At 64.6% G+C, this 24458-nt stretch carries 22 protein-coding genes and 1 pseudogene; 10 read left to right on the forward strand and 13 right to left on the reverse strand.

The window, feature by feature from the left end:
- Window positions 1-411: pseudogene (locus tag SE91_RS19940) on the reverse strand (alanine dehydrogenase); the annotation flags it as partial.
- A 143-nt stretch (window positions 412-554) separates the two neighbouring features.
- On the opposite strand from SE91_RS19940, the gene SE91_RS19945 reads away from it, so the two are divergent.
- The 6 genes from SE91_RS19945 to SE91_RS19970 all read left to right on the forward strand — a co-directional run bounded on the left by SE91_RS19945 (window position 555) and on the right by SE91_RS19970 (window position 7933).
- Window positions 555-1034, forward strand: a complete 480-nt coding sequence (locus SE91_RS19945) for an Lrp/AsnC family transcriptional regulator (protein WP_060735602.1) — start codon at window positions 555-557, stop codon at window positions 1032-1034.
- Window positions 1035-1176: 142 nt separating this feature from the next.
- Window positions 1177-1668, forward strand: coding sequence for a (2Fe-2S)-binding protein (locus SE91_RS19950; RefSeq protein ID WP_061848800.1), 492 nt, complete (start codon window positions 1177-1179; stop codon window positions 1666-1668).
- The gene (locus SE91_RS19955) at window positions 1665-2681 is read left to right on the forward strand and encodes an FAD binding domain-containing protein (protein ID WP_061848801.1); all 1017 of its coding nucleotides are present in this window, start codon (window positions 1665-1667) and stop codon (window positions 2679-2681) included. Before SE91_RS19950 ends, SE91_RS19955 begins: the two co-directional genes overlap by 4 nt.
- 7 nt (window positions 2682-2688) lie before the next feature.
- Complete coding sequence (locus tag SE91_RS19960) at window positions 2689-4893, forward strand: xanthine dehydrogenase family protein molybdopterin-binding subunit (RefSeq protein WP_061848802.1); 2205 nt, start codon at window positions 2689-2691, stop codon at window positions 4891-4893.
- A 100-nt stretch (window positions 4894-4993) separates the two neighbouring features.
- A complete protein-coding gene (locus tag SE91_RS19965) occupies window positions 4994-7351 on the forward strand; it encodes an Orn/Lys/Arg family decarboxylase (RefSeq protein ID WP_061848803.1) in 2358 nt (785 codons plus the stop codon).
- 6 nt (window positions 7352-7357) lie between these two features.
- Entirely contained in the window at window positions 7358-7933 is a 576-nt protein-coding gene (locus SE91_RS19970; RefSeq protein ID WP_061848804.1) for a GNAT family N-acetyltransferase, read from the forward strand.
- Between the two features lie 4 nt (window positions 7934-7937).
- On the opposite strand, the gene SE91_RS19975 is transcribed toward SE91_RS19970, so the two are convergent.
- Together SE91_RS19975 and SE91_RS19980 are read right to left on the reverse strand one after the other, a co-directional pair.
- Window positions 7938-8150 carry a hypothetical protein gene (locus tag SE91_RS19975; RefSeq protein WP_060735599.1) on the reverse strand — a complete coding sequence of 71 codons (213 nt, stop codon included), beginning with the start codon at window positions 8148-8150 and terminating at the stop codon, window positions 7938-7940.
- A gap of 125 nt (window positions 8151-8275) precedes the next feature.
- Window positions 8276-9325, reverse strand: a complete 1050-nt coding sequence (locus tag SE91_RS19980) for a hydroxyacid dehydrogenase (RefSeq protein WP_061848805.1) — start codon at window positions 9323-9325, stop codon at window positions 8276-8278.
- Window positions 9326-9567: 242 nt separating this feature from the next.
- Here SE91_RS19980 and SE91_RS19985 point away from each other — a divergent pair, with 242 nt between their 5' ends.
- From SE91_RS19985 to SE91_RS19995, 3 genes are all read left to right on the forward strand, one after another.
- Complete coding sequence (locus SE91_RS19985; protein WP_061848806.1) at window positions 9568-10134, forward strand: thiamine pyrophosphate-binding protein; 567 nt, start codon at window positions 9568-9570, stop codon at window positions 10132-10134.
- Window positions 10135-10142: 8 nt separating this feature from the next.
- Window positions 10143-10739, forward strand: coding sequence for a thiamine pyrophosphate-dependent enzyme (locus SE91_RS19990; RefSeq protein WP_061848807.1), 597 nt, complete (start codon window positions 10143-10145; stop codon window positions 10737-10739).
- 76 nt (window positions 10740-10815) lie between these two features.
- Entirely contained in the window at window positions 10816-11193 is a 378-nt protein-coding gene (locus SE91_RS19995; RefSeq protein WP_061848808.1) for a VanZ family protein, read from the forward strand.
- Between the two features lie 39 nt (window positions 11194-11232).
- Here the strand turns inward: SE91_RS19995 and SE91_RS20000 are convergent, their stop codons facing one another.
- The 10 genes from SE91_RS20000 to SE91_RS20045 all read right to left on the reverse strand — a co-directional run bounded on the left by SE91_RS20000 (window position 11233) and on the right by SE91_RS20045 (window position 23394).
- The gene (locus SE91_RS20000) at window positions 11233-11616 is read right to left on the reverse strand and encodes a DUF1236 domain-containing protein (protein ID WP_008554001.1); all 384 of its coding nucleotides are present in this window, start codon (window positions 11614-11616) and stop codon (window positions 11233-11235) included.
- A 113-nt stretch (window positions 11617-11729) separates the two neighbouring features.
- Window positions 11730-12617: a 2-hydroxy-3-oxopropionate reductase gene (locus SE91_RS20005; protein ID WP_061848809.1), complete on the reverse strand. Its 888-nt coding sequence runs from the start codon at window positions 12615-12617 to the stop codon at window positions 11730-11732.
- Between the two features lie 11 nt (window positions 12618-12628).
- Window positions 12629-13414 (reverse strand): hydroxypyruvate isomerase, encoded by a 786-nt coding sequence (hyi, locus tag SE91_RS20010; protein ID WP_008553997.1) that lies wholly within the window; start codon window positions 13412-13414, stop codon window positions 12629-12631.
- A gap of 12 nt (window positions 13415-13426) precedes the next feature.
- Window positions 13427-15217: a glyoxylate carboligase gene (gene gcl, locus SE91_RS20015; protein ID WP_061848810.1), complete on the reverse strand. Its 1791-nt coding sequence runs from the start codon at window positions 15215-15217 to the stop codon at window positions 13427-13429.
- Between the two features lie 153 nt (window positions 15218-15370).
- Complete coding sequence (locus SE91_RS20020; RefSeq protein ID WP_061848811.1) at window positions 15371-17173, reverse strand: adenine deaminase; 1803 nt, start codon at window positions 17171-17173, stop codon at window positions 15371-15373.
- A gap of 120 nt (window positions 17174-17293) precedes the next feature.
- Window positions 17294-18793, reverse strand: coding sequence for a tripartite tricarboxylate transporter permease (locus SE91_RS20025; RefSeq protein ID WP_008553968.1), 1500 nt, complete (start codon window positions 18791-18793; stop codon window positions 17294-17296).
- Entirely contained in the window at window positions 18793-19278 is a 486-nt protein-coding gene (locus SE91_RS20030; RefSeq protein WP_061848812.1) for a tripartite tricarboxylate transporter TctB family protein, read from the reverse strand. The genes SE91_RS20025 and SE91_RS20030 overlap by 1 nt, the downstream gene beginning before the upstream one ends.
- Window positions 19275-20243: a Bug family tripartite tricarboxylate transporter substrate binding protein gene (locus SE91_RS20035; RefSeq protein ID WP_061848813.1), complete on the reverse strand. Its 969-nt coding sequence runs from the start codon at window positions 20241-20243 to the stop codon at window positions 19275-19277. The genes SE91_RS20030 and SE91_RS20035 overlap by 4 nt, the downstream gene beginning before the upstream one ends.
- Window positions 20244-20348: 105 nt before the next feature.
- Complete coding sequence (locus tag SE91_RS20040; RefSeq protein WP_061848814.1) at window positions 20349-21191, reverse strand: IclR family transcriptional regulator; 843 nt, start codon at window positions 21189-21191, stop codon at window positions 20349-20351.
- Between the two features lie 73 nt (window positions 21192-21264).
- A complete protein-coding gene (locus SE91_RS20045) occupies window positions 21265-23394 on the reverse strand; it encodes an acetate--CoA ligase family protein (RefSeq protein ID WP_061848815.1) in 2130 nt (709 codons plus the stop codon).
- Between the two features lie 346 nt (window positions 23395-23740).
- On the opposite strand from SE91_RS20045, the gene SE91_RS20050 reads away from it, so the two are divergent.
- A complete protein-coding gene (locus tag SE91_RS20050) occupies window positions 23741-24436 on the forward strand; it encodes a GntR family transcriptional regulator (protein ID WP_008553944.1) in 696 nt (231 codons plus the stop codon).
- Window positions 24437-24458 lie beyond the last annotated feature (22 nt).

Below are 24458 nucleotides of genomic sequence, written 5' to 3' on the forward strand. Positions count from 1 at the left end.
GGCGACTTCGCTCATCGGCGCGAGCAGCGGGAGGTGACCGCTCGCGTCCGTGACGGTCTCGTAGGCGATCGCGGTGCACCCGGGGGCAAGCAGGCCCTTCGCCTGCTCCGGATCCGGCGCAAGATGGAGATAAGTGAACAGGATCTGGTTTTCGCCCAGTTGAGCCCATTCGCTTTTCTGCGGCTCCTTCACCTTCACGATCATCTCGGACTTGGCGAAGACGTCCCGGGCGCTTTCGGCGATCGCGGCCCCTGCCCGCCGATAGACCTCGTCGGAGGCGCCGATGCCGCTGCCGGCGCCGGTCTCGACCATCACTTGGTGCCCGGCCGCGACATATTCACGGACCGCGCCCGGAGTGAGCCCGACGCGATATTCTTGCACCTTGATCTCTTTGGGAACACCGACGCGCATCTTCAGCTCCTCCTCCAAAGCATTGATTCCGCTCATCATCGTAGCGGTGCCGGTAGTTTGGTTTCGTGCAAATATCCGCTAGGCTCGAAAGGTCCGCGCCGGTTTCCGGCGCGAAAATGCCCTTTAACGCTGGAAACAACACCTTGGCCCTCGACCGGAAAGATCTCGCCATTCTTGCGGAACTCACGACCAATGCGCGGGCGAGCCACACCGAACTCGCCCACAAGATCGGCCTGTCGAGCACGGCGATGGCGCGGCGGCAGAAGGCGTTGGAAGACGACGGCTATATTCAGGCCTATCATGCCGCGCTCGATCTGGCGCAGTTCGGCCTCACGACGACGGTGCTGGTCCGCATCGCGCTGGAGAGCCAGAGCGACGACGCGTTGAAGGCGTTCGAGGCGGAGGTGGTGAAATGCCCCTCCGTCGTGCGCTGTTTCCTGATGTCGGGGACCGACGACTACATCCTGATCGTGCTTGCCCGCGACATCCAGGATTTCGAGCGCATCCACCGCACCGAGTTGTCGCGGCTGCCACGCGTCGCCCGGGTGCAGTCCAGCTTCGCGCTGCGCGAGATCGTCAACCGCGCCGTGCCGACCGTGGTGTTCGGCGAGGCGAAACGCTGACCGCCGTGTCGCGGGCGCCATAATTCGGCAGGGAACCAAGCAGCCGGTTGTCCGTTGGACGCCTTTGGCGGGGCGGAGGCGACGTGCCTCCGCGTCAGCATGGCTGACGTCTCGGCTCGGTCGCCGGCGCAGGGAGCAGGACATGAGCGATGTCGCGCACGACATTCTCGAACGCATTCCGGTTCATCTCGTCATCAATGGCGTTGGCCATACGCTCGATCTCATACCCTGGACCACACTGCTGGACGCATTGCGCGATCATCTTGCGCTGACGGGCACCAAGAAAGGCTGCGATCACGGCCAATGCGGCGCCTGCACCGTGCTCGTCGACGGTCGGCGCGTCAATTCCTGCCTGACGCTCGCGGTCATGAAGGATGGCGCCGAGATCACGACCATCGAAGGCCTCGCCAAGGATGGCGCGCTTCACCCGCTGCAACAGGCCTTCATCGATCACGACGCCTTCCAGTGCGGCTATTGCACGCCGGGGCAGATCTGCTCTGCCGCGGGCCTCCTGGCCGAAGGCCGTGCCAAGGATGCAGACGAGATCCGGGAGCTCATGAGCGGAAATCTCTGCCGCTGCGGCGCCTACCCGAACATCGTGGCGGCAATCGAGCAGGCAATGAGCCGATCATGAACAACTTCCAATATTCCCGCGCGAGCGACGTTGCTGACGCCATTCGCCTGCTCGCCGCCGATCCCGGCGCGAAGCTGATTGCCGGCGGCACCAACCTGATCGACCTCATGAAGGAGAATGTCGAACGGCCCTCCCGGCTGATCGACATTTCTCGCTTGCCGCTTCGCGAGATCGAGGAGACCGCCGACGGCGGCCTGCGCATCGGCGCCCTGGTGCCGAATTCGGACCTCGCCTACCATCCGCTGATCGAACAGCGCTATCCCCTGCTCGCCAGCGCGATCCTGGCCGGCGCCTCCGCGCAACTGCGCAACATGGCATCGGTCGGCGGCAATCTGATGCAGCGAACACGCTGCGCCTATTTCTATGACACCACGACGCCGTGCAACAAGCGAAGTCCCGGCACAGGCTGCTCAGCGCTCGACGGCCTCAACCGTAACCACGCCATCCTCGGCACCAGCAAGTCCTGCATCGCGACCAATCCATCCGACATGAGCGTCGCGCTGGCCGCGCTCGGTGCGCTCGTGCACACCGCCGGACTCACTGGTGCGCGCACCGTTGCTCTGACGGATTTCCATCGGCTTCCGGACGACAAGCCTCATCTCGATACGATTCTCGGCAGGGGTGAGATCATCACCGCAATCGAGCTGCCGCCGCACAGCTTTGCCCGGAACTACAGTTATCTGAAGATCCGCGACCGGCTGTCCTACGCTTTCGCCCTGGTCTCGGTCGCGGCCGCGCTCGAACTGGAGGGCAACGCGATCAGCGAAGCGCGGCTTGCCCTCGGCGGCGTGGCTCACAAGCCCTGGCGAAGCCTCGAGGCCGAAGCGGCGTTGCGGGGCCAGGCGGCAACTCCGGATCATTTCGGGCGCGCTGCCGACCTGCTGCTGCAGGGAGCAACCGCTCGTTCGCACAATGGATTCAAGATCGAGCTGGCGCGCCGAGCCGTCGTGCGTACGCTGATGCAGGCCACGAGCGCAACGCCGCAATCACAAGCTCACAAGAAGATCGCATGAGGGTCCGATGAACGCCTATGTCGGAACACCAACGTCGCGCGTCGACGGCCGGGCCAAGGTCACCGGAGCCGCCAAATATGCCGGCGAATTCGCAACAGACGGCCTCCTTCATGGCTTCGTGGTCGAAGCCACCATTCCGCGCGGGCGCATCGCTCGACTGGATACCAGCGAGGCGCTGAAGGTGAAGCGCGTAGTCGACGTGCTCACCCATGCGCATCGCCCGCCTCTCGCCGACAAGGACGAAGCCTGGAAGGACGAGGTGGCGCCGGAGAAGGGCTCGCCTTTCCGCCCGCTGTACGACGACAGGATCAAGTTCAACGGCCAGCCCATCGCACTCGTCGTCGCCGAGGATTGGGAGACCGCCAAGTTCGCCGCAACCCGCGTTCACGTCGAATATGAGCAGGAGCCGTTTGCGACCGATCTCGAATCCGAACGCGGCAAGGCCGCCAAAGTGGATCAGCCGCACAAGCCGCGTGGTGACGCGACAACAGCGCTAGCGCGGGCGGCCGTTCGCCACGAGGCGGACTACGTCATTCCCAGCGAGCATCACAATCCGATGGAGCTCTATGCGACGACGGCGGTCTGGGACGGCGGCGGTAGGCTCACGGTCTACGACAAGACGCAGGGCGTTCAGAACGTGCAGAAGTTTCTTTGCAGCGTTTTCGGCAAGAAGCCGGACGACATCCGCGTGATCTCGCCCTATGTCGGCGGCGCCTTCGGCTCCGGCTTGCGGCCGCAGCACCAGGTAGTGCTGGCAACGCTTGCCGCTCTCGCACTGAAGCGATCTGTCCGCGTCGTGCTGACGCGACAGCAGATGTACGGCCTCGGCTTTCGTCCCATGACCATCGAGCGCGTCGCGCTCGGGGCCAAGCCGGATGGCACGCTAGATGCGGTCACTCATGAAGCGATTGCCGTGACCTCCCGCTACGAGGATTTCTCGCGCAACGACACCGGCTGGGCCGAGCAGCTCTACAAGAGCCCCAACAGCCACCATTCCCACAAGCTGGTCGGCCTCGACGTCGCGACCCCCTGCGACATGCGCGCGCCGGGAGCCGCAACGGGCGTCTGCGCGCTCGAATGCGCCATGGACGAACTGGCCGTCGCGCTCAAGCTCGACCCGATCGAGCTGCGTCTGAGGTGCTACTCGGATCGCGACCAGACCGGAGACCTGCCCTACACCAGCAAGCAGTTGCGCGAATGTTACGCCCGCGGCGCGGAAGCTTTCGGCTGGAGCCGCCGCAATCCCGCACTCCGCTCGATGCGCGACGGCAAGGAACTCGTCGGCTGGGGCATGGCAACGGGCGTTTGGGAGGCGCTGCAGATGCCGGTCGCCGTCCGCATCGTGCTGACGGCCAACGGCCATGCCGAAGTCTCCTGCGCCGCGTCCGATATCGGCACCGGCACTTATACCATCGTGGCGCAGGTCGCGGCCGATGCCCTCGGCCTGCCGATCGAGAACATCAGCGTCAAGCTCGCGGACTCGACCCTGCCGCAGGCACCCGTGGAAGGCGGCTCATGGATGGCCGCCTCGAGCGCGCACGCCGTGCTCGGCGCAGCCGAGGAGATTCGCCGCGAGCTCGCGCGATACGCCAAGGCGATGCCTGCCTCGCCGCTCGCCGGCGTCGATGCGCCAGACATCATTCTCCTCGAAGGCACGGTCGCCAAGGCCGCCGACAGGAGCCGCGCCGTTTCGATCGCCGATGCGATGCGTCATGGCCAGGTCGAACGGATCGAGAAGGAGAAGCTGAACGAGTTCGCCGAGGACAAGTCGCACGCGCGCAACACGCATTCTGCCGTCTTCGCCGAGGTCAAGGTGGATGAAGAGCTCGGCGTCATCCGCGTCACGCGAGTTGTGAGCGCGATCGCGGCCGGGCGCATCCTGAACACCAAGACCGGCCGCAGTCAGATCATGGGCGGCGTGGTCTGGGGAATCGGGATGGCGCTGCACGAGGAGACGTTGATGGACCACCGCTTCGGCCGCATCATGAACGCGAATATCGCCGAATACCACATCCCCGTGAACGCCGACGTCCACGACATCGACGTGATTTTCGTCGACGAACCCGACGACCACATCAACAGGTTGGGCGTCAAGGGTCTCGGCGAAATCGGCATCGTTGGCGTGCCCGCGGCGATTGCGAACGCGGTCTATCATGCCACCGGCAAGCGTATTCGGCGTTTCCCGATCACGCTGGACAAGCTGCTCGATTGAGGCCACCAGCCTTCGAACTTCTAGCAACGCTCGGCTCCTGTCATCCAACTGTCATCGAATGTGCAGAGAGCTGGTATCTCCGCCACATTCGGGATCCGACATGGACTACTTCAAGCGCTTCAACTTCCTGTTCGCCGCACCTGTGTTCGACGCCGACGATCTCGAAGGCGTCCGCTTCAACCAGATTATCGAGGAGATCCAGCGCTCCGGCTTCGAGGTGGTCCGGGCCCGCAAGCTGGAGGATGCCGAGATGGCGGTGCAGACTGATGCCGCGATCGGCTGCATGGTGGTGGATTGGGGCAAGAAGGGCCTGGAAGGCAAAACCTCGGCGCTGATCAATCTGATGCGGCGTCGTGGACTCGATTTCCCGATCATCCTGTTGATCCGCCGCAAAAGATTCGAGGATCTGCCGGTCGAAGTGCTTGATTTCATCGACGGCTACGTCTTCCTCTCCGAGGAGACCCCGACCTTCATCGCCAAGAACCTGATCAGCCGGCTGAAGCAATATGCCGAGACGCTGAAGACGCCGTTCTTCGGCGCGCTGGTCGATTATGCCGAGGAAGGCAACCAGCTCTGGACTTGTCCTGGTCACAATGGCGGCGTGTTCTACAACCGCAGCCCGATCGGCCGCGTCTTCGTCGAACACCTCGGCGAGTCCGTGTTCCGCGACGACCTCGACAATTCCGTGCTCGATCTCGGCGATCTCCTCACCCATGAAGGCCCGGCGCTGAGAGCGCAGAAGGAGGCCGCGCAAATCTTTGGTGCGGAAAAGACCTACTTCGTGCTCAACGGCACTTCGACCTCGAACAAGGTCGCGCTCGGCGCACTCGTCACCGACGGCGATCTCGTGCTGTTCGACCGCAACAACCACAAGGCCGCCCATCACGGCGCGCTGATGATCAATGGTGGTATCCCGATCTACGTGCCGACCATCCGCAACGCCTGGGGCCTCATCGGTCCGATGCGCTGGGACTTGCTCGACGAGAAGAGCTTGCGCGAGGCGATCCGCAATCACCCGCTTGTCACGGACAGGGACGCTTGGCGCAAGGAACGGCCATTCCGCGTCGCCGTCGTCGAGCAATGCACCTATGACGGCACGATCCACAGCGCCGAGATGATCCTCAAGCGCATCGGCCATCTCTGCGAGTACATCCTGTTCGACGAGGCCTGGGCCGGCTTCATGAAATTCCACCCGCTCTATGCCGGCCGCTTCGCCATGAGCCTGGCCAATCTTCCACCGGAGGCGCCCGGCATCATCGCGACCCAATCGACGCACAAGCAACTCGCGAGCTTCTCGCAGGCCTCCCAGATCCACATCAAGGATCGTCACATCCGCGGCCAGAAGCGGCGCGTCGAGCATCGCCGTTTCAACGAGAGCTTCATGCAGCACGCTTCCACGTCGCCGTTCTATCCACTCTTCGCGTCATTGGATGTCGGGGCGCAGATGATGAAGGGCCGCTCTGGCGAGGTGCTGTGGGACGACACAATCCGGCTCGGCATCGAGTTGCGCAAGAAGATGCGGGCGATGCGCCGGGAGTTCGAGGAGAAGGAGCAAAATCCGGAGCGGCGCTGGTTTTTCGAGCCATTCGTGCCGGATCGCGTCGCCATTCCCGACGTCGGCCGCCCCGGGGCCGCTCACAACGTCGCCTGGGAGACCCTCTCCACCGACGAGCTCGCCACCAATCCCGCGCTGTGGCAGCTCTCCCCCGACGGCACCTGGCATAGCTTCCCCGGCCTCACTGAGGGCTTTGCCATGACCGACCCGAACAAGCTGACCCTGCTCACGCCCGGCTTCGACCGCACCACCGGCGCCTATGCCGAGCATGGCATCCCCGCGCCGGTCGTCGCGCAATACTTACGCGAAAACCGCATCGTTCCCGAGAAGAACGATCTCAACTCCATGCTCTTCCTGCTCACGCCCGGCGTCGAGGCGAGCAAGGCCGGCACACTGATCTCGGGTCTTGTCGCGTTCAAGAAGCTGCACGACGACAATGCGCTGCTGGCCGACGTCATCCCCGAGTTCTACCTGCGGCGGCAGGCGCGCTACGCCGGCGCGCGGCTGCGCGACCTCTGCGGCGAGATGCACCGCTTCTTCCGTGCCGCAGACGTCAGCGCGCTTCAGGCCCGGCAGTTCATGCCCGAGCACATGCCTGAGATCGCGATGTCGCCGCGCGATGCCGCGCGCTATCTGTTCCGCAACGACGTCGACTATCTGCCGATCGAGGCGATCGCGGGCCGCATCGCCACCACGCCGTTCGTGGTCTATCCGCCCGGCATCGCCACCATCGTGCCCGGCGAGCGGCTGACGGAACGAGCCAAGCCCATGATCGATTACCTCAAGATGTTCGAGACCTGCTTCAACACGTTTCCGGGCTTCGATGTGGAAATCCAGGGCGTCTACAAGGAGATCGATGCGAACGGCCGCATCGGGCTCTATACTTACGTCGTTGCCGAGTAGGTGCCGATGAACGAAGCAGCCGCGCGCGCGAGTGACGAACGGGTTTTGGTGCGGCCCTCACGCGAGGGCGACGTCGAGGCGATGCTGGCGATCTACCGCCATCACGTCCGCAATGGTGTGCCGCGCGACGTCGAGGGAACCGGCGCACCCGAGCCGGACGATCTGCGCGACCGGCGCAAGAACCTGAAGCAGACCCGCCTGCCGCATCTGGTCGCGACCTTTCGCGGCGAGGTCGTGGGCTATGCCTATGCGGTGCAATTCCGCAAGCGGCCGGCCTATCGCTACACGGCGAAACACTCGATCTATGTTCATCACGAGCATCTCGGCCGCGGAGTCGGGCGGCTTTTGCTCCAGGACCTGATCGATGCCTGCGCGGCGGCCGGCTTTCGCCAGATGATCGGCTATATCGATGCCGACAACGCGCCCTCGCTGGCGCTGCACGAGAAGTTCGGCTTCGCGCGCGCCGGGCTGCTCTGCGGTGTCGCCTATCGCCACGGCCGTTGGTCCGATACCGTGATGGTGCAACGATCGCTCGGCGCGGGGACGACGGCGCCCCCGCCTGTCACGGCGCCCGGCCGATAACGCCTTACGATGGAAAGTCAGCTGGTCTGACCTGGATGCGGTCGGCATGCAGCGACCAGTGATGCAAGGCTTGATCCTTGCAAAACTTCGCCTTGGCCCGCTCTTTGGCTTCGTCCTCATCGCAGGCGTCGATTTCGAGCGTGCCCTGGCACACCTCGATGTGCCGGCCGTACTGGCCGAGCACGTCTTTCATGAACCTGACGACATAAGTAGACATGGGACCTCCCTGCTGCCCCGGCGGCACTCTAATCCCATTTAGGCCAGATGCGGGAGGGAGTTTTTGACGCGGATCAAGGTCGGCGCAGCTTTCCGGCGGTCATTCCGGACGCTTGGCGCGAGCTCCTACCCCGGCGTCACGCCGAACGCCTGCTTGAAGCGTTCTGCATAGTGCGGCCAGACTTCGGGATTGATGATGCGCGGCGGGCGCTTGCCGTCGAGCGTCTCCAGCACCTGCTCGGCGGCGATGCGACCCATGTTCTGACGCGCCTCGATCGTCACCCCGGCGGTATGGGGACTCGCCAGCACGTTGTCGAGCTGGAGCAGCGGATGCTCCGGCGGCGGCGGCTCCTTGGACCAGACGTCGAGGCCGGCACCCGCAATGCGCTTGTCGCGCAAGGCCTGAAGCAGCGCGTCCTCATCATGGATGAAGCCGCGCGCCGTGGTGACGAAATAGGCATGCGGCTGCATCAGCCCGAATTCGCGCACGCTGATCATGTTGCGGCTGCCCTTGTTGAGCGGACAGGAGATCGAGACGAAATCGGACCGGCGCAGCAATTCGTCGAGCTCGACCTTCTCCCCGCCCCGCTCGGCCATGACCTCGGCCGACAGATAGGGATCATAGGCCAGCACCTTCATGCCGAGCAGGCCCTTGCACAACGCGGCGATGCGCCGGCCGACATTGCCGAGCCCGATGATGCCGACGGTCTTGTGTTCGACCTCGTTGCCGACGAGCTCGTTGCGGTTGACGTCGCGCTCGCGGCGCAGGCGGCGGTCGGACTGGATGATGCGCTTTGACAGCGTCAGCATCATCGCCAGCGCATGCTCGGCCACCGAATGGGCGTTGCCGCCGGACTGGTTGACGACCACGACGCCGGCGTCCGTGCAGGCCTCGACGTCAACGGGGTCGAAGCCGGCGCCATTGCTGGAGACGAGCAGCAAATTCGGTGTGCGCTTCAGGAAGGCGGCATCGACATGGAAATGCGGCGCCAGTTCGTCGCGGGCCGCGCCGACCTGGTAGACATGGGCTGCGCTGAGGATGGGCGCATAGAAATCTTCGGGGCTTTCGTTCTCGATGCGATCGAGCCGGACATCGGGCCGCGCCTTGAGGATGTCGATGTAGATCGGATTGGCCAGATATTTGACGTAGAACACGCGCTTGCTATTGACCGACATCAGGACCCTTCCGGCTCGCTCGCGAGGGAGATCGGCAAGGTCGGCGGTGCGCGCGCCTCTGCTTCCTCCCGCTTTTATCGTTACCGCCTTTATGACATGGCGGCGCCGGCCACGGCAGGCCGTTCAGCGCAGATCACGGTGCCGGCCAGGACATGTTGACAATCCCACTGCCTGCGTCAAGTTCGGCGGACTGCCGCGGCGGCCAGATACCAAGAAGCATGCGCGGCTCAAGGGAGAACGCAATGGGGATTGCGGAGCAGAAGACCTCGCCCCAGGCTGCACAGGAGGCCGGCGAAAGCAGCTGGCACGGCATCGTCCTGCAAACCCTGAAGCGGAACGAGATCAGCCTCATCCCCTACGTCCCTGATCGCGTGCTGACGCTGCTGATCAAGAACCTGCACGCCGATCCCTTCTTCACCACCTTTGCCACCGCCCGCGAGGAGGAAGCGGTCGGCATCGTTTCGGGAGCCTGGATGGGCGGCCGGCGCGGCGCGGTGTTAATGCAGACGTCAGGCTTTGCGACGCTCGCCAACGTGCTGGCCTCGCTCGCGGTGCCCTACCAGATTCCGCTGATCATGTTCGTCTCCGAGCGCGGCACGCTCGGCGAGTTCAACTACGGCCAGTCGCTGGTCTGCCGCACCATGCGTCCGGTGCTGGATTCGCTGGCGCTGGAGCATCACACCATCACCCGGCTCGACGAGCTCGAATTCATCGCCGACCGCTCGATCAAGCAGGCCGTCACCACGCAGGCGCCAGTGGCCCTGATCCTCAACCCGCTGCTCACGGGCGGCAAGGTGTTCGACAAGTGAGTTTGGCCATGGAACATCGCAACACCAAGGTGATGAACCGCTTCGACGTCACCTCGCGCCTGATCGCGAAGCTCGGAGACGAGGAAGCCGTGATCGGCGGCATCGGCAACACCAATTTCGATCTCTGGGCCGCCGGCCACCGCCCGCAGAATTTCTACATGCTGGGCAGCATGGGGCTCGCTTTCCCGATCGCGCTCGGCGTGGCGCTGGCGCAGCCCGACCGCCACGTCTTCGCGCTCGAAGGCGACGGCTCGCTCCTGATGCAGCTTGGTGCGCTCTCGACGATCGCGGCCCTGAAGCCGAAGAACCTCACGATGATCGTGATGGACAACGGAATCTACCAAATTACCGGCGCGCAGCCGACGCCGGCAGCTGGTGTCGCCGACATCGTCGCTATCGCTCTCGGCTCGGGTCTCGCCAACAGTGCCTGGGCTGCGGACGAGGAGGATTTCGAGCGGCTGATCGAGGCTGCGATGGGTGCCTCCGAGCCCCACCTGATCGCCGTACGGATCGACGACAAGCCGGGCATCGGCACCACCCGCCGCGATCCCGTGCAGATCCGGGAACGCTTCATGCACGGCCTCGGCGTGCGCGAGCCACTTTAACATTTCATCATTAACTACACGGCGATTCGATCATGGGCCATTTCGGCCCGTTGCAAATCTGTGCTAAGCGAACCGGATGTCCATTTTGGTTCGTTCATTTGCCTGGCTCCTCGCGGCCGCCGTCACCTTCGCCACTCTCGGTCCTCCCGGCCTGCGGCCGCATTCCGATCTCGGCCAGGACGGCGAACATGCGCTTGCCTTCATCCTGGTGGGGTTGGCTTTCGGCCTTGCCTACCCGCGCCGTCGCCTGGCGACCATGGCCGTCGCGGTCATCCTGATCGGCGCGCTCGAGTTGATGCAATTTTGGGCACCCGGGCGCCATGCGCGGCTGCAGGATTTTCTTGTGGACGCCCTCACTGCCTGCTTCGGCTTTGCGCTCGCAGCCGCCGCCGATTGGGCCCTAACGCGGCTTCGCGCCAATCCGGCCCTGACGAGCGAAGGCCCCGCGGAGTAACGCCGCAGGGCCCATCTTCTCAGCATTCACGCCAGCAGATCAGTCGATGATCTTGACCACGCGGCGCGTGCGCGGCTCGACGATCACGCGGCGGTCGTTCACGACCGCATACCGATACTCGGTATAGTTCGGCACCGGGCGCAGCACCACGGTCGGAGGCAGGGGCTCGCCGACCACGACGCGCTCCTCCACGACAACCGACTCGCTGCGCGGGATTCCGCCGAGAATCGCGTTCGGAATCTCGAGACCAGCGCCAACGGCCGCACCGACGGTGCCGCCAACCATCGCGCCGACCGGGCCGCCGATGTCGCCACCTGCGCGCGCGCCGTCCCTGGCGCCCTGTTCGGTCGTCGACTGGGCAAAGGCTGCGCTCGACGCCAGCAGCGAGGCGGCAGCCAACGAAATCGCAAGACGGGTTTTCATGACCGTAAGTCTCCAGTGATTGTCATGCGCCTTCAACCGCGGGACCGGAGCATTGTTCCGGTTCCCCGCGGCCAAAGGCGCGCCAATCCCAGAGACTGTTACGCGGTAACAGATCAGACCGCGGCGATCTCGTGCCCTGCCATCAGTTCCAGCGCACGCAGCATTGCGGAATGATCCCAGGCCTTGCCGCCATGCGCGGTGCAGGACGAGAACAATTGCTGCGCGACCGCGGTGCTCGGCAGCGAAAGGCCGAGTGCGCGGGCACCTTCCAGCGCAAGGTTGAGATCCTTCTGGTGCAGCTCGATGCGAAAGCCCGGATCGAAATTGCGCTTCACCATGCGCTCGCCATGGACTTCGAGAATCCGCGACGAGGCGAAGCCGCCCATGAGCGCCTTGCGCACCAGCGCAGGGTTCGCGCCGGCCTTCGACGCAAACAACAGCGCTTCGCTCACGGCCTCGATCGTCAGGGCGACGATGATCTGGTTGGCGACCTTCGTCGTCTGACCGTCGCCATTGGCGCCGACATGCGTGACGTTCTTGCCCATCTTGTCGAAGACCGGCTTCATGGTGCCGAAGGCACGCTCGGGCCCGCCGACCATGATGGTGAGGCTCGCGGCTTTCGCGCCGACCTCTCCGCCCGACACCGGCGCATCGAGATAGTCGGCGCCCAGCGCCTCGATCTTCTTCGCGAACTCCTTGGTCGCCAGCGGCGAAATCGAGCTCATGTCGACGACGATCTTGCCTTTTGAGATACCGCTCGCGACACCGTCCTTGCCGAACAGCACCGCTTCCACATGTGGCGTATCCGGCACCATGATGATGACGGCATCCGCTTCCTCCGCAACTTCCTTGGCCGATTTACAGGCGATGCCGCCGGCCGCAATCAGTTCGGGCGCAACCGGCGCGACGTCATGCAGGAGAACGCGATAACCCGCAGCCAGGAGGTGGCCGGCCATCGGCCGTCCCATGGTGCCAAGTCCGATGAAGCCGATATCGATCATGTCTTGTTTCCTCACGTCTCGAACGTCTGCGCCGCGTGCCACGAAAGCCCTTCCAGGGTCGTGGTGCGCGGCTTGTATTCGCAGCCGACCCAGCCGCGATAGCCGATCGCGTCGAGATGGCGGAACAGGAAGGGATAGTTGATCTCGCCGGTGCCGGGCTCATGACGGCCGGGATTATCGGCGAGCTGGATATGCGCGATCTGCGGCAGATATTCCTGCATGGTGCGGGCGAGATCGCCTTCCATGATCTGCATGTGATAGATGTCGTACTGGACGAACAAATTGCTCGACCGCACCTCGGAGATGAGCCGCACCGCCTGCTCGGTGCCATTGAGGTAGAAGCCCGGAATGTCCAGCGTGTTGATCGGCTCGACCAGCAGCTTGATGTTCTCCCGCGCCAGCGTCGAGGCCGCGAAGCGTAGGTTGCCGACCAGCGTCTCCTGAAGCTCGCGCGGGTCGGCACCGGCAGGCGCGATCCCGACGAGGCAATTGAGCTGCTCGCAATCCAGCGCCTTGGCGTAGTCGATGGCGCGGAACACTCCGTCGCGGAATTCGCTGGTGCGATCGGGCAGGATGGCGATGCCGCGCTCGCCAGCCGCCCAATTGCCGGCCGGCAGATTGTGCAGCACCTGCGTCAGTCCGTGAGACTCTAACTGCTCGCGCAGCTGCGCCTTGTCGAAATCATAGGGAAAGAGATATTCGACGCCGGCAAATCCCGCCGCCTTCGCAGCGGCGAAGCGGTCGAGGAACGGCATCTCGTTGAAGAGCATGGTGAGATTGGCAGCAAATTTCGGCATGATGCGGTTCCCTTACTCTGCCGGCTGCAACACATTGAGCCGCTCGCTTGCGACCTCGTCGAGCGGCAGATCGAGCACCTCCTCGAACTCGACGATGTTGTCGATCTCGGTGCCCATCGCGATATTGGTGACGCGCTCGAGGATGAACTCGACCACCACGGGGACGCGATGCTTGGCCATCAATTCGCGCGCGGTCGCGAACGCCGCTTGCGTGTCCTTGGGGTCGGTGACGCGTATCGCCTTGCAACCGAGGCCTTCGGCGACCGTCACATGGTCGACGCCGTAGACGCCGATCTCGGGCGCGTTGATGTTCTCGAAGGAGAGCTGGACGTGATAGTCCATGTCGAAGCCGCGCTGGGCCTGGCGGATCAGACCGAGATAGGAATTGTTCACGACGACGTGGATGTAGGGCAGATTGAACTGCGCGCCGACCGCGAGCTCCTCGATCAGGAACTGGAAGTCGTAGTCCCCCGACAGCGCGACGATCTCGCGATCCGGGCATGCCGCGCGCACGCCGAGCGCCGCCGGGAGCGTCCAGCCGAGCGGCCCCGCCTGCCCGGCATTGATCCAGTTGCGCGGCTTGTAGACGCCGAGGAACTGCGCGCCGGCGATCTGCGACAGGCCGATTACGGTGACATAGGTGGTGTCGCGGCCGAACGCCTTGTTCATCTCCTCGTAGACGCGCTGCGGTTTGATCGGGACGTTGTCGAAATGGCTCTTGCGCAGCATCGTCTTCTTGCGGTCGCGGCAGGACGCGGGCCACGCCTGGCGCTCGCGGAGCCTGCCTGACCGGCGCCACTCCCTGGCGACGGCGACGAACAGCTCGAGCGCCGCCTTCGCGTCCGAGACGATGCCGAGATCCGGATTGAACACGCGCCCGATCTGCGTCGGCTCGATATCGACATGCACGAATTTGCGGCCCTTGGTGTAGGTCTCGACCGAGCCGGTGTGGCGGTTGGCCCAGCGGTTGCCGATGCCGAGCACGAAGTCGGATTCCAGCAGCGTTGCATTTCCGTAGCGATGGCTGGTCTGGAGCCCGACCATGCCGGCCATCAGCACATGGTCGTCGGGGATCGCGCCCCACCCCATCAGCGTCGGCACCACGGGCACGTTGGCGATCTCGGCAAATTCCACCAGCAGATCAGATGCGTCGGCATTGATGATGCCGCCGCCAGCCACGATCAGCGGCCGCTCGGCAGCATTGAGCATCTCCAATGCCTTCTCGACCTGCTTGCGCGTCGCGGCCGGCTTGTAGACCGGCAGCGGCTCATAGGTCTCATCGTCGAACTCGATCTCGGCGAGTTGCACGTCGAGCGGCATGTCGATCAGCACCGGTCCCGGCCGGCCCGAGCGCATCACGTGAAACGCCTGGCTGAACACGCGCGGCACCAGCGCCGGCTCGCGCACCGTCACTGCCCATTTCGTCACGGGCTTTGCGATCGACTCGATGTCGACGGCCTGGAAGTCCTCCTTGTAGAGGCGCGCCCGCGGCGCCTGTCCGGTGATGCAGAGGATTGGAATGGAATCGGCGATCGCCGAATAGAGCCCGGTGATCATGTCGGTGCCGGCCGGCCCCGACGTGCCGATGCAAACGCCGATATTGCCCGCCTTGGCCCGCGTGTAGCCCTCGGCCATGTGCGAGGCGCCCTCGACATGCCGTGCCAGGATGTGGCGGATCGAGCCGCGTTTCTTCAGCGCCGAGTAAAGCGGATTGATCGCAGCGCCGGGAACCCCGAAGGCGGTCGAGATGCCTTCCTTCTCCAGAATTCGCACGGCTGCATCGACGGCTCGCATCTTCGCCATATCGGACCTCGCTCTAAGTTGCGTCAGCGAGCGAGATCATCCGGTCTGTGTGATGCGATCTCAACGAGATCGATTTTATTTTCCACGATGCGGCAGCCGCGGAAAAATCATGGCGGTCTCAATCGGTTAGACCGAGATACACATGAAAGCAGATCACTCGAACAGCGGCGCCAGCTCCATCTGCGGCACCAGCACGAGGCCCTTGTCCGTGATGCGAATTTCCGGAATGACCGATAGGGGAATCAAATTGAAGCCCATATAGGGGATGGTGCAGCCGGCCTCGGCCCATTCCTTCTTGAGCGCCCTAACCTCTTCGGCCACCTCGGTCACGCGCTTGTCGGAGAGCAGCCCCGCGATCGGCAAGGGAACCAGCGCCCTCACCTTGCCCTCGGCGACAACGCAGACGCCGCCCTGCTGCTCCCTGATCGCTGCGATCGCGACCTGCATGTCAGCTTCGTTGGTGCCGGCGACGATGATGTTGTGGCTGTCATGCCCGACGCTGGAGCCAACCGCGCCGCGCTTCAGGCCGAAATCCTTCAGCAGGCCGTGGGCAACATTGCCGGCCGACTTGCCGTGGCGCTCGACCACCGTAACGAAGCAGAGGCCGTAGCGCGCAAACAGCGACGGCCAGTCCTTGGCCGGTTCGATCGCGACTTTTTCATGGATCAGCGTGATGCCAGGCAGCGCGGTCTTGATCGCGTTGACGGTGCAGGCTTTCGCAGGCAGCTCCGGCGTGAGCTTCAGCTTCCCCGGCAGCTTGACCGTGGCGTAGGCCGCCTTCGGATATTGATAGCGCTGCGACAGCGCCTGATCGAGGCGCGGCGTGATCTTGCCGTGCTCGACCACGAGCTCCCCGCCATACCAGGTGCATTGCGGCTTGAGCTGATCGTCCATCAGCACGAGATCGGCGCGCCGGCCACCGCCGAGACCGCCGATATCCCCTTCCATGCCGAAGCGCGTCGCGCCGTGCAGTGAGCCCATCGACCAGGCCTGCTCGGGCGACATTCCCGCCTTCACGGCTTCGCGCACCACCCAGTCGAGACCGAACTGCAAGAGATCGTCGGCGTCGCGGTCGTCGGTGCACACCGCCGTGCGCTTGTGCGAGGCGCCGAGCTCGGTGATGGTGCGGATCGCCTGCGGCAGCGAATGCCAGGGCGTCGTTGGCGGGCCGCCGCGCAAAAACACCCAAACGCCGGCGTCGAGCAGATCATCGGCAATGTCACGGTCGATCGCCTCATGGGTGTCGGTGACGCCGCTGGCCGCGTAAGCCGCGACGAATTCACGGCCGTAGACATGGCCGGACACCGGCCGCCCCCGCTTCAAGGCGGCGGCGAGGATGGCGTGGCTGCGCTCGTCGCCCATCGTCACAGGCACAAAGTCCATCTTCTCGCCGAGCGCCACCGCTTCGGGCCAGCGGTCGAACAGGCCCGCAATCTTGTCCGGCGTGAGGTCGCCGCCAGCGGTCTCCAGTTCCGCCGATGTCGCGGGCACCGTGCTCGGCACCGTCAGGAAGATCGAGAGCGGCGCCTGCCGCGCGTCCTCCAGCATCGCCTCGACGCCGGCGACATCCATGACGTTGCCGATCTCGTGGCTGTCGCAGAAGATTGTGGTGGTGCCGTTGAGCAGCGCGGCCTCGGCATAGGCGCAGGCCGTCACCATCGAGGATTCGATGTGAATGTGCGGATCGACAAGGCCGGGCGCGATGATGCCGCCCGCCGCTTCATAGAACGGCACGCCGCTCCAGACCTTCTTCGCCGTGCCCGCAGGCTTCACCGCGGCAATGCGGCCGCCGATGATCCAGACCTCACGGTCGGCGTGGATGCGCTCCGAATAGGTCGAGAGCACCCGCCCGCCTGTTATCACGAGATCCGGCGCAACACGGGCCGAGGCGACGTCAGCCAGACGCCGCGTCATGCTGTGCAGCGGCGCGACAGAGAAACGGGTGAGTTTGGTCATCGAGGCTCTCGCGAAGATTGGACAGCCCAACGATGGTTGCCCCCGACGGCGGCAGGGGCAACTCAAATAATGTGGCACCAGTGCTTACGCATTGGGCAAGCACCACACGGTGAGGTTCCGCTAATCCTCGTTCGCCTTGAATCGGCCGAGCCCCTTCAGCACGAATGGGGCCAATAGCGCGATCAGCGCGATGGCAAGCAGCGTCGCGGAGATCGGGCTCTGCACCAACGTCATGGGATCGCCGAGGCTGATTGCGAGCGCGCGTCGCAGCTGGCTTTCGGCGATCGGGCCGAGGATCAGGCCGACCACGACCGGCGCGATCGGGAAGTCGAACCGGCGCATCAGGAAGCCGAGCACGCCGAAGCCGGCCAGCATCGACAACTCCACCACTGACGGCTTTGCTGCGATCGTGCCCATGGTCGCGAACACGAGGATGCCGGCATAGAGCCAGGGCTGCGGGATCGCGAGCAACCGCACCCACAGGCCGACCAGCGGCAGGTTGAGCACCAGCAGCATCATGTTGGCAATGAACAGGCTGGCGATCAGACCCCACACCAGGTCTGGGCGCTCGGCGAACAGCAGCGGCCCCGGGTTGAGGCCATATTGCTGGAAGCCCGCCAGCATCATCGCGGCCGTCGCCGAGGTCGGCAAGCCCAGCGTCAGCAGCGGCACCAGCGTGCCGGCGGCAGAGGCGTTGTTAGCGGCCTCAGGGCCGGCCACGCCTTCGATCGCGCCCTTGCCGAATTCTTCGGGATGCTTCGTGAGACGCTTCTCGGTGGAATAGGACAGGAAGGTCGGGATCTCCGCGCCGCCTGCCGGCAGCGCGCCGATGGGGAAGCCGAACATGGTGCCGCGCAGCCACGGCTTCCACGAGCGCTTCCAATCCTCCTTGGTCATCCACAGCGAGCCGCGCACCGGCTCGAGCTTCTCCTCGGTGTGGTGGCGGCGAGAGGCGACGTAGAGCGCCTCGCCAACTGCGAACAGGCCGACCGCAAGCGTCGTCACCTCGACGCCGTCGAGCAATTCAGGCACGCCGAACGCGAGCCGCGCCTGACCGGTCAGCTTGTCGATGCCGACGAGGCCGAGCGTCAGGCCGATGAACAGGCTGGTCAGGCCGCGGACCGGTGAATCGCCGAAGGTCGCCGACACCGTGACGAAGGCGACGCACATCAGCGCGAAATAATCCTCGGGGCCAAAGCGCACGGCGAAATCGACCAGCCATGGCGCCAGGAACGCCAGCCCGATGGTGGCGATGGTGCCAGCAACGAAGGAGCCGATCGCGGAGGTCGCGAGCGCCGGCCCGCCGCGGCCGGCCTTGGCCATCTTGTTGCCTTCGAGCGCGGTCGCCATCGAGGCGCTCTCGCCGGGCGTATTGATAAGGATCGCAGTGGTCGATCCGCCGTACATGCCGCCGTAATAGATGCCCGCAAACATGATCAGCGATCCGCCGGGATCGAGCTTGTAGGTGACAGGCAGCAGCAGCGCGACCGTCAGTGCCGGGCCGATGCCGGGCAGCACGCCCACGGCCGTGCCGAGGAACACGCCGATCAAGGCATAGAGCAGGTTCATGGGCTGGACGGCCACAGCCATGCCATGCGCCAGCGCGGCAAAAGTGTCCATCACAACAGTCGCTCCAGGGGGCCGGCAGGAAGGCTCAGCGTCAGCAGGCGGTCGAATGCGAGATAGATCAGGGTGGACATTACGAGAGCGATGATGCTGTCGACCACGACGGCACGGCGCCCGAACGCCGCCGAGGTCGTCACGAACAGCGCCGATGTCGCCAGGATGAAGCCGCCGCCGAAGCCGATGATGGCGATCAGCAGCGCAAGGCCAATGAGGATCAGAACCACGGGCACGGGATCGGAGCTCTCGCGCGCCGGCAGATTGCCGCGCAGCGCATCGATCAAATTGCCGATCGCGAGCAGCGCAAGGCCGCTGGCGACGACGACCGGCATCGCCTCCGGCCCCATCCCGTACATCGCGGTGGATTGCAGGCCGCGCGCATCCCAGACCAGCACAGCGGCGAGCACCGCAAGCAATGCGGCGATGACAAGGCCGGCGCGGTCGACGCGCCGCGGCGGCTGGGCGGGATCGCCTGAGGTCATGATTTGACCAGGCCAACCGATTTCAGCACGTCGGTGACGCGTGTCGTTTCCTTCTTCAGGAAGTCGGCGAAGGCATCGCCGCCGAGATAGGCGTCCTCCCAGCCCTTCTGCTTGAGAACCTCCCTCCAGGCGTCGGACTTCACCATCTTCTCGACCGCATCGCTCAGCGTCTTCTTCTGCTCGGGCGTGATGCCGGGAGGCGCGACCACCGAGCGCCAGTTGGCGATCACGAGGTCGATGCCCTGCTCCTTGAAGGTCGGGATGTCGCTGCCTGCGATACGCTTCTCGGAGGTCACGCCGATCGCGCGGAGCTTGCCGGACTTGATCTGCCCTTCGTATTCGCTCAGCCCCGAAATGCCCGCGGTGACCTTGCCGCCGAGGATCGCCGCTAGCGACTCGCCGCCGCCGGAGAACGGGATGTAGTTGATCTTCTTTGCATCGGCGCCGACGGCGCCGGCGAACAACGCCGCCATCACATGGTCGACGCCGCCGGCCGAGCCGCCGGCGAAGGTGACTTTGGCGATGTCGGCCTTCACTGCGGCGGCGAGATCCTGGGCCGTCTTGATCGACGAGTTCGCGGGCACCACGATCACCTGAATTTCCTCGGTGAGGCGCGCGATCGGCGTCACCTGCTCCAGCGTCACCGGCGACTTGTTCATGGCGAGCGCGCCCACCATGACGAAGCCGTTGACCATCATCTGGTTGCCGTCGCCCTTGGCGCCATTGACGAACTGGGCGATGCCGACGCTGCCGCCGGCACCGGGAACGTTGGTGACCTGCACGCTGCGCGCAACGCCCGAAGCCACCAGCGCCTGCTGCATCGAGCGGGCGGTCTGGTCCCAGCCTCCGCCGGGCGCGGCCGGCGCCATCAGCTTGAGCTCGAGCTGCTGGGCGAGGACCGGATTGGCTGCCGCCAGGGTCAGCGCGACGGCTGCGCCGACAAGGCGCGCGGGAAATCGGAACATGGGGGCGTCTCCAGGCTCATGCGGACGTTTGCCGCATTGTGTCGTTTGGTCGCATATCAGCCAAAACGGCCGATGCTGTCCAGTGGACACCCCCCGGGGGCTTGGTCAGCGGGGCGTCGGGATGACCCCGCCGAGCGCCGCCGTCAGTTCGGCGGCGACATCCCGCACGATCTGCCCGATTTCCGGCAATCTCTGGTCGGTCAGCCGGCTGGTCATGCCGGAGACCGAAATCGCCGCGAGCGGCTCCGCGCAGTCGTTGTAGACGACCGCCGCAACGCAGCGCAGGCCCATACAGGCCTCTTCATCGTCAAGGGCGTAGCCCTGCTTGCGGATCTTTTCGAGCTCCCTGAACAGGTCGCTCGGCCGAACGATCGACTTCTCGGTCAGGCGCGGCATGCCGTGATGGCGGATGACGGCGCCGACGTCCTCGTCGGAATAGGTTGCAAGCACCGCCTTGCCGACGCCCGAGGTCACCATGGGGACTCGGCCACCGACCTGGGTCAGCGAGCGCATGATCTCGCGGCTTTCCATGCGGGTCAGCACGATGATGAACTCGTCGTCGACCACGGCGAGATTGGCGGTCTCGCGGGTGAGATCGCGCAGCTTGCGCAAGTAAGGAATCGCCTGGGTGGAGAAGTTGCGCCGCCGCGCAAAGCTCGCGCCGACCGTGAAGCTGCGCACGCCCACATGCCATTTGGATGCGGCGCGGTCGAACTGCACGAAGCGGCGGCTTTCCAGCGTCGCCAGCAGGCGGTGCACCGTCGATGCGGACAGGCCGGTGCGGACGGCGAGATCGCTGAGCCGATAACCCTCGTCGTCCTCGGCCAGCGTCTCGATGATCGACAGCGCGCGGTCGACGGACTGCACGCCGCCGTCGCGGCCTTCATGATCGGCCTCAGCGGGCGATCTGGGCTCGAGCGATTTGCGCCGGATCACGTTCTTGCTCATCGCGCCCCCTCACCCGGAATGTGCGACGCAAATTCCGGCCTCTCCCCGCGAGCGGGGAGAGGCGAACGCAAGCTCAGAGCAGCCCCGCCCCGCGCGCCCATTTGTACTTGGCGCCGAGCACCTCGACCGGAAGCTCGGTCGAATAGGCGTAGGCCGGGATGCCGTTCTGGTAGAGATATTCGGCGGCTTCCTCGACCTCGACGTCGCCGGCGAGCGAGGCGACCATGGGCTTCACGAAACCCTTGGCCTCCATCTCCTTCTTCACCTCGACCATGTTGCGGGCGAACACCATCGGCGGAGTGATGATGGTGTGCCAGTAACCGAGGATCAGCGCGTGAATGCGCTCGTCCGAGAGGCCGAGCTTCACGGTGTTGACGTAGGTGATCGGCGGCTCGCCGCCGGTGATATCCACAGGATTTCCGGCAGCACCGAACGGCGGGATGAACTTGCGGAACGCCGCATCGAGATCCGGCGGCATCGCCATCAGCGACAGGCCGTTGTCGACGCAGGAGTCCGACAGCAGCACGCCCGAGCCGCCGGCACCGGTGATGATCAGCACGTTCTCGCCCTTCGGCGTCGGCAGCACCGGCACGCCGCGGGCGAATTCGAGCAGCTGACGCAAGGACCGCGCACGGATCACGCCGGACTGCTTGAACACGTCCTCATAGATGCGGTCGTTGCCGGCGAGCGCGCCGGTGTGCGACGACGCCGCCTTCGCGCCTGCCGAGGTACGGCCGGCCTTGAGCACGACGACCGGCTTCTTCTTGGAGACGCGCTTTGCGGCTTCAGCGAAGGCGCGGCCGTCCTTGAGGTCTTCGCAGTGCTGCGCGATCAGGTTGGTGTTCGGGTCCTGCTCGAAGAAGGCGAGCAGATCGTCCTCATCGATGTCGGACTTGTTGCCGAGGCCGACGATCGCGGAGACGCCCATCTTGGCGGAGCGCGAGAAGCCGATGATGGCCATGCCGATGCCGCCCGACTGCGACGACAGCGCCGCGTGGCCCTTGACGTCGTAGGCGGTGCAGAAGGTCGCGCAGAGATTGGCCGGAGTATAATAGAAGCCGTAGATGTTCGGCCCCATCAGGCGGATGTCGTACTTCTTGCCGACCTCGACGATCTCGGCCTGAAGCTCCGGCGCGCCGGCTTCCGCGAAGCCCGACGGGATCAGCACCGCGCCGGGGATCTTCTTCTCGCCGCATTCGGTGAGCGCTGCGGCCACGAATTTCGCGGGGATCGCGAACACCGCGACGTCGATCACGCCCGGCACGTCCTTGACGCTCTTGTAGGCCTTGTAGCCGAGGATCTCGGCGGCCTTCGGATGGATCGGATAGATGTCGCCCTTGTAGCCGCCGTTGATGAGGTTCTTCATCACGGAGTTGCCGATCTTGCCGTCCTCGGCCGAGGCGCCGACCACCGCAACGGCCTTCGGCTGCATGATGCGGTTCATCGCCGCGACGATCTCTTCAGTCGGCCGCGGCTTGGGCTTCGGCACATAGGCGAAGTCGACGACGATGCGGACGTCGGCGGCGGTCGCATCCTTCGGCGTCGCGAATACAGGGTTGAGGTCGAGCTCAACGATCTCAGGGAAATCGGTGACGAGCTGCGAGACCTTGACGATGACGTCGGCGAGGGCGTTGCGGTTCACCGGTTCGCCGCCGCGCACGCCCTTCAGGATCTCATGGGCCTGGATGCCGTCGAGCATCGAGAGCGCGTCTTCCTTGGTCGCGGGCGCGAGGCGGAAGGTGATGTCCTTGAGCACCTCGACCAGCACGCCGCCGAGGCCGAAGGCGACCAGCTTGCCAAACGAGCCGTCGGTGATCGAGCCGACGATGACTTCGGTACCGCCGGCCAGCATCTGCTGAACCTGGACACCCTCGATCTTGGCATCGGACTTGTATTTCTTGGCGTTGCCGATAATGGTCTCGTAGGCCTTCTCGGCCTCCTCCGACGTCTTGAGGCCGACGATGACGCCGCCTGCTTCGGTCTTGTGGAGAATGTCCGGCGAGACGATCTTCATCACGACCGGGAAGCCCATCGACGAGGCCATCTTGCCGGCCTCGCCGGCCGACTTCGCCACGCCTTCCTTCGGCACCGGAATGCCGTAGGCGTCGCAGACCAGCTTGCCTTCCGGGGCCGTCAGGCTGGTGCGGTTGTCCGCCTTGACCTGGTCAAGCACCTTGCGGACGGCATCTTTGGAATTGGACATGTGGCTTCTCCCTTGACCTCAGTTCGTTCTTTTCAAAGCGCGCGCGTGTAGCGGCTGCCCGTGATGCTTGCCATTCGCCGCGCTCTGCTCCATGCCGCGGAACGGAGGGCAAGCCCAACACTACTCCGCCGGCTTGGATCAAAAATGGCTGGCGATGGCATTTGGTATGCCAGAAGCCAACTTGTCAAGTCAGAGCGCAGCTTAGAACGCCGCAAAAAATAGCCGCCTTGACATTCTGGCATGTGGTATGCCAAAAACTTTCCCGTTAGTATTCCTGTACAAGACGACTCCCCACTGGAGGAGATTCGTCGTGTCACTACGGAAACCAACCAAGGCGTTGCCGAACATGGCCGAGGCAGACATCGCAATCGTTCGTATTGCCCCGGAGAGCAGCTTCAAGAACAAGGCGTATGATGCCTTGAAGGAAGCCATCCTCAGGATGGACATCTATTCGACGCCCGAGCCGGTGATGCTCGACGAGCGCGCGCTGTCCGAACGTCTCGGCGTCAGCCGCACGCCGATCCGCGAAGCGATCGCGATGCTCGAGCAGGACGGTTTCGTGAAGACCGTTCCCCGCCGCGGCATCATGGTGGTGCGCAGGACCAAGAGCGAGATCGTCGACATGATCCGCGCCTGGGCGGCGCTGGAGAGCATGGCCGCGCGGCTCATCACCACCACCGCACGCAAGAAGGACATCACTGCGCTGCGCGACTACTTCAAGGATTTCGGCAAGGACCGCCTGCCCGAGGATCACGTCGAGGAATATTCGCGCGCCAACATCGCCTTCCACCAGGCGCTGATCTCGCTGTCGGAATCCCCCGTGCTGGTCGATCTCACCAACGACCTCCTCTTGCACGTGCGCGGCTATCGCCAGCTGACCATCGGACGCAAGGACCGCACCGCCACCTCGCTGCCCGAGCATCTCGCCATGATCGAAGCACTGGAGGCGCGCGACACCGAGCTCGCCGAGAAGCGCGCCCGCGACCACACGCTCGGCCTTGCCGCTTACGTCGAAGCGCATGGTCAAGAACTGTTCACGTAACTGTTTACTTAGCAACTTCACC

The sequence above is a fragment of the Bradyrhizobium sp. DOA1 genome (genome assembly GCF_001593325.1).
Classification (GTDB): domain Bacteria; phylum Pseudomonadota; class Alphaproteobacteria; order Rhizobiales; family Xanthobacteraceae; genus Bradyrhizobium.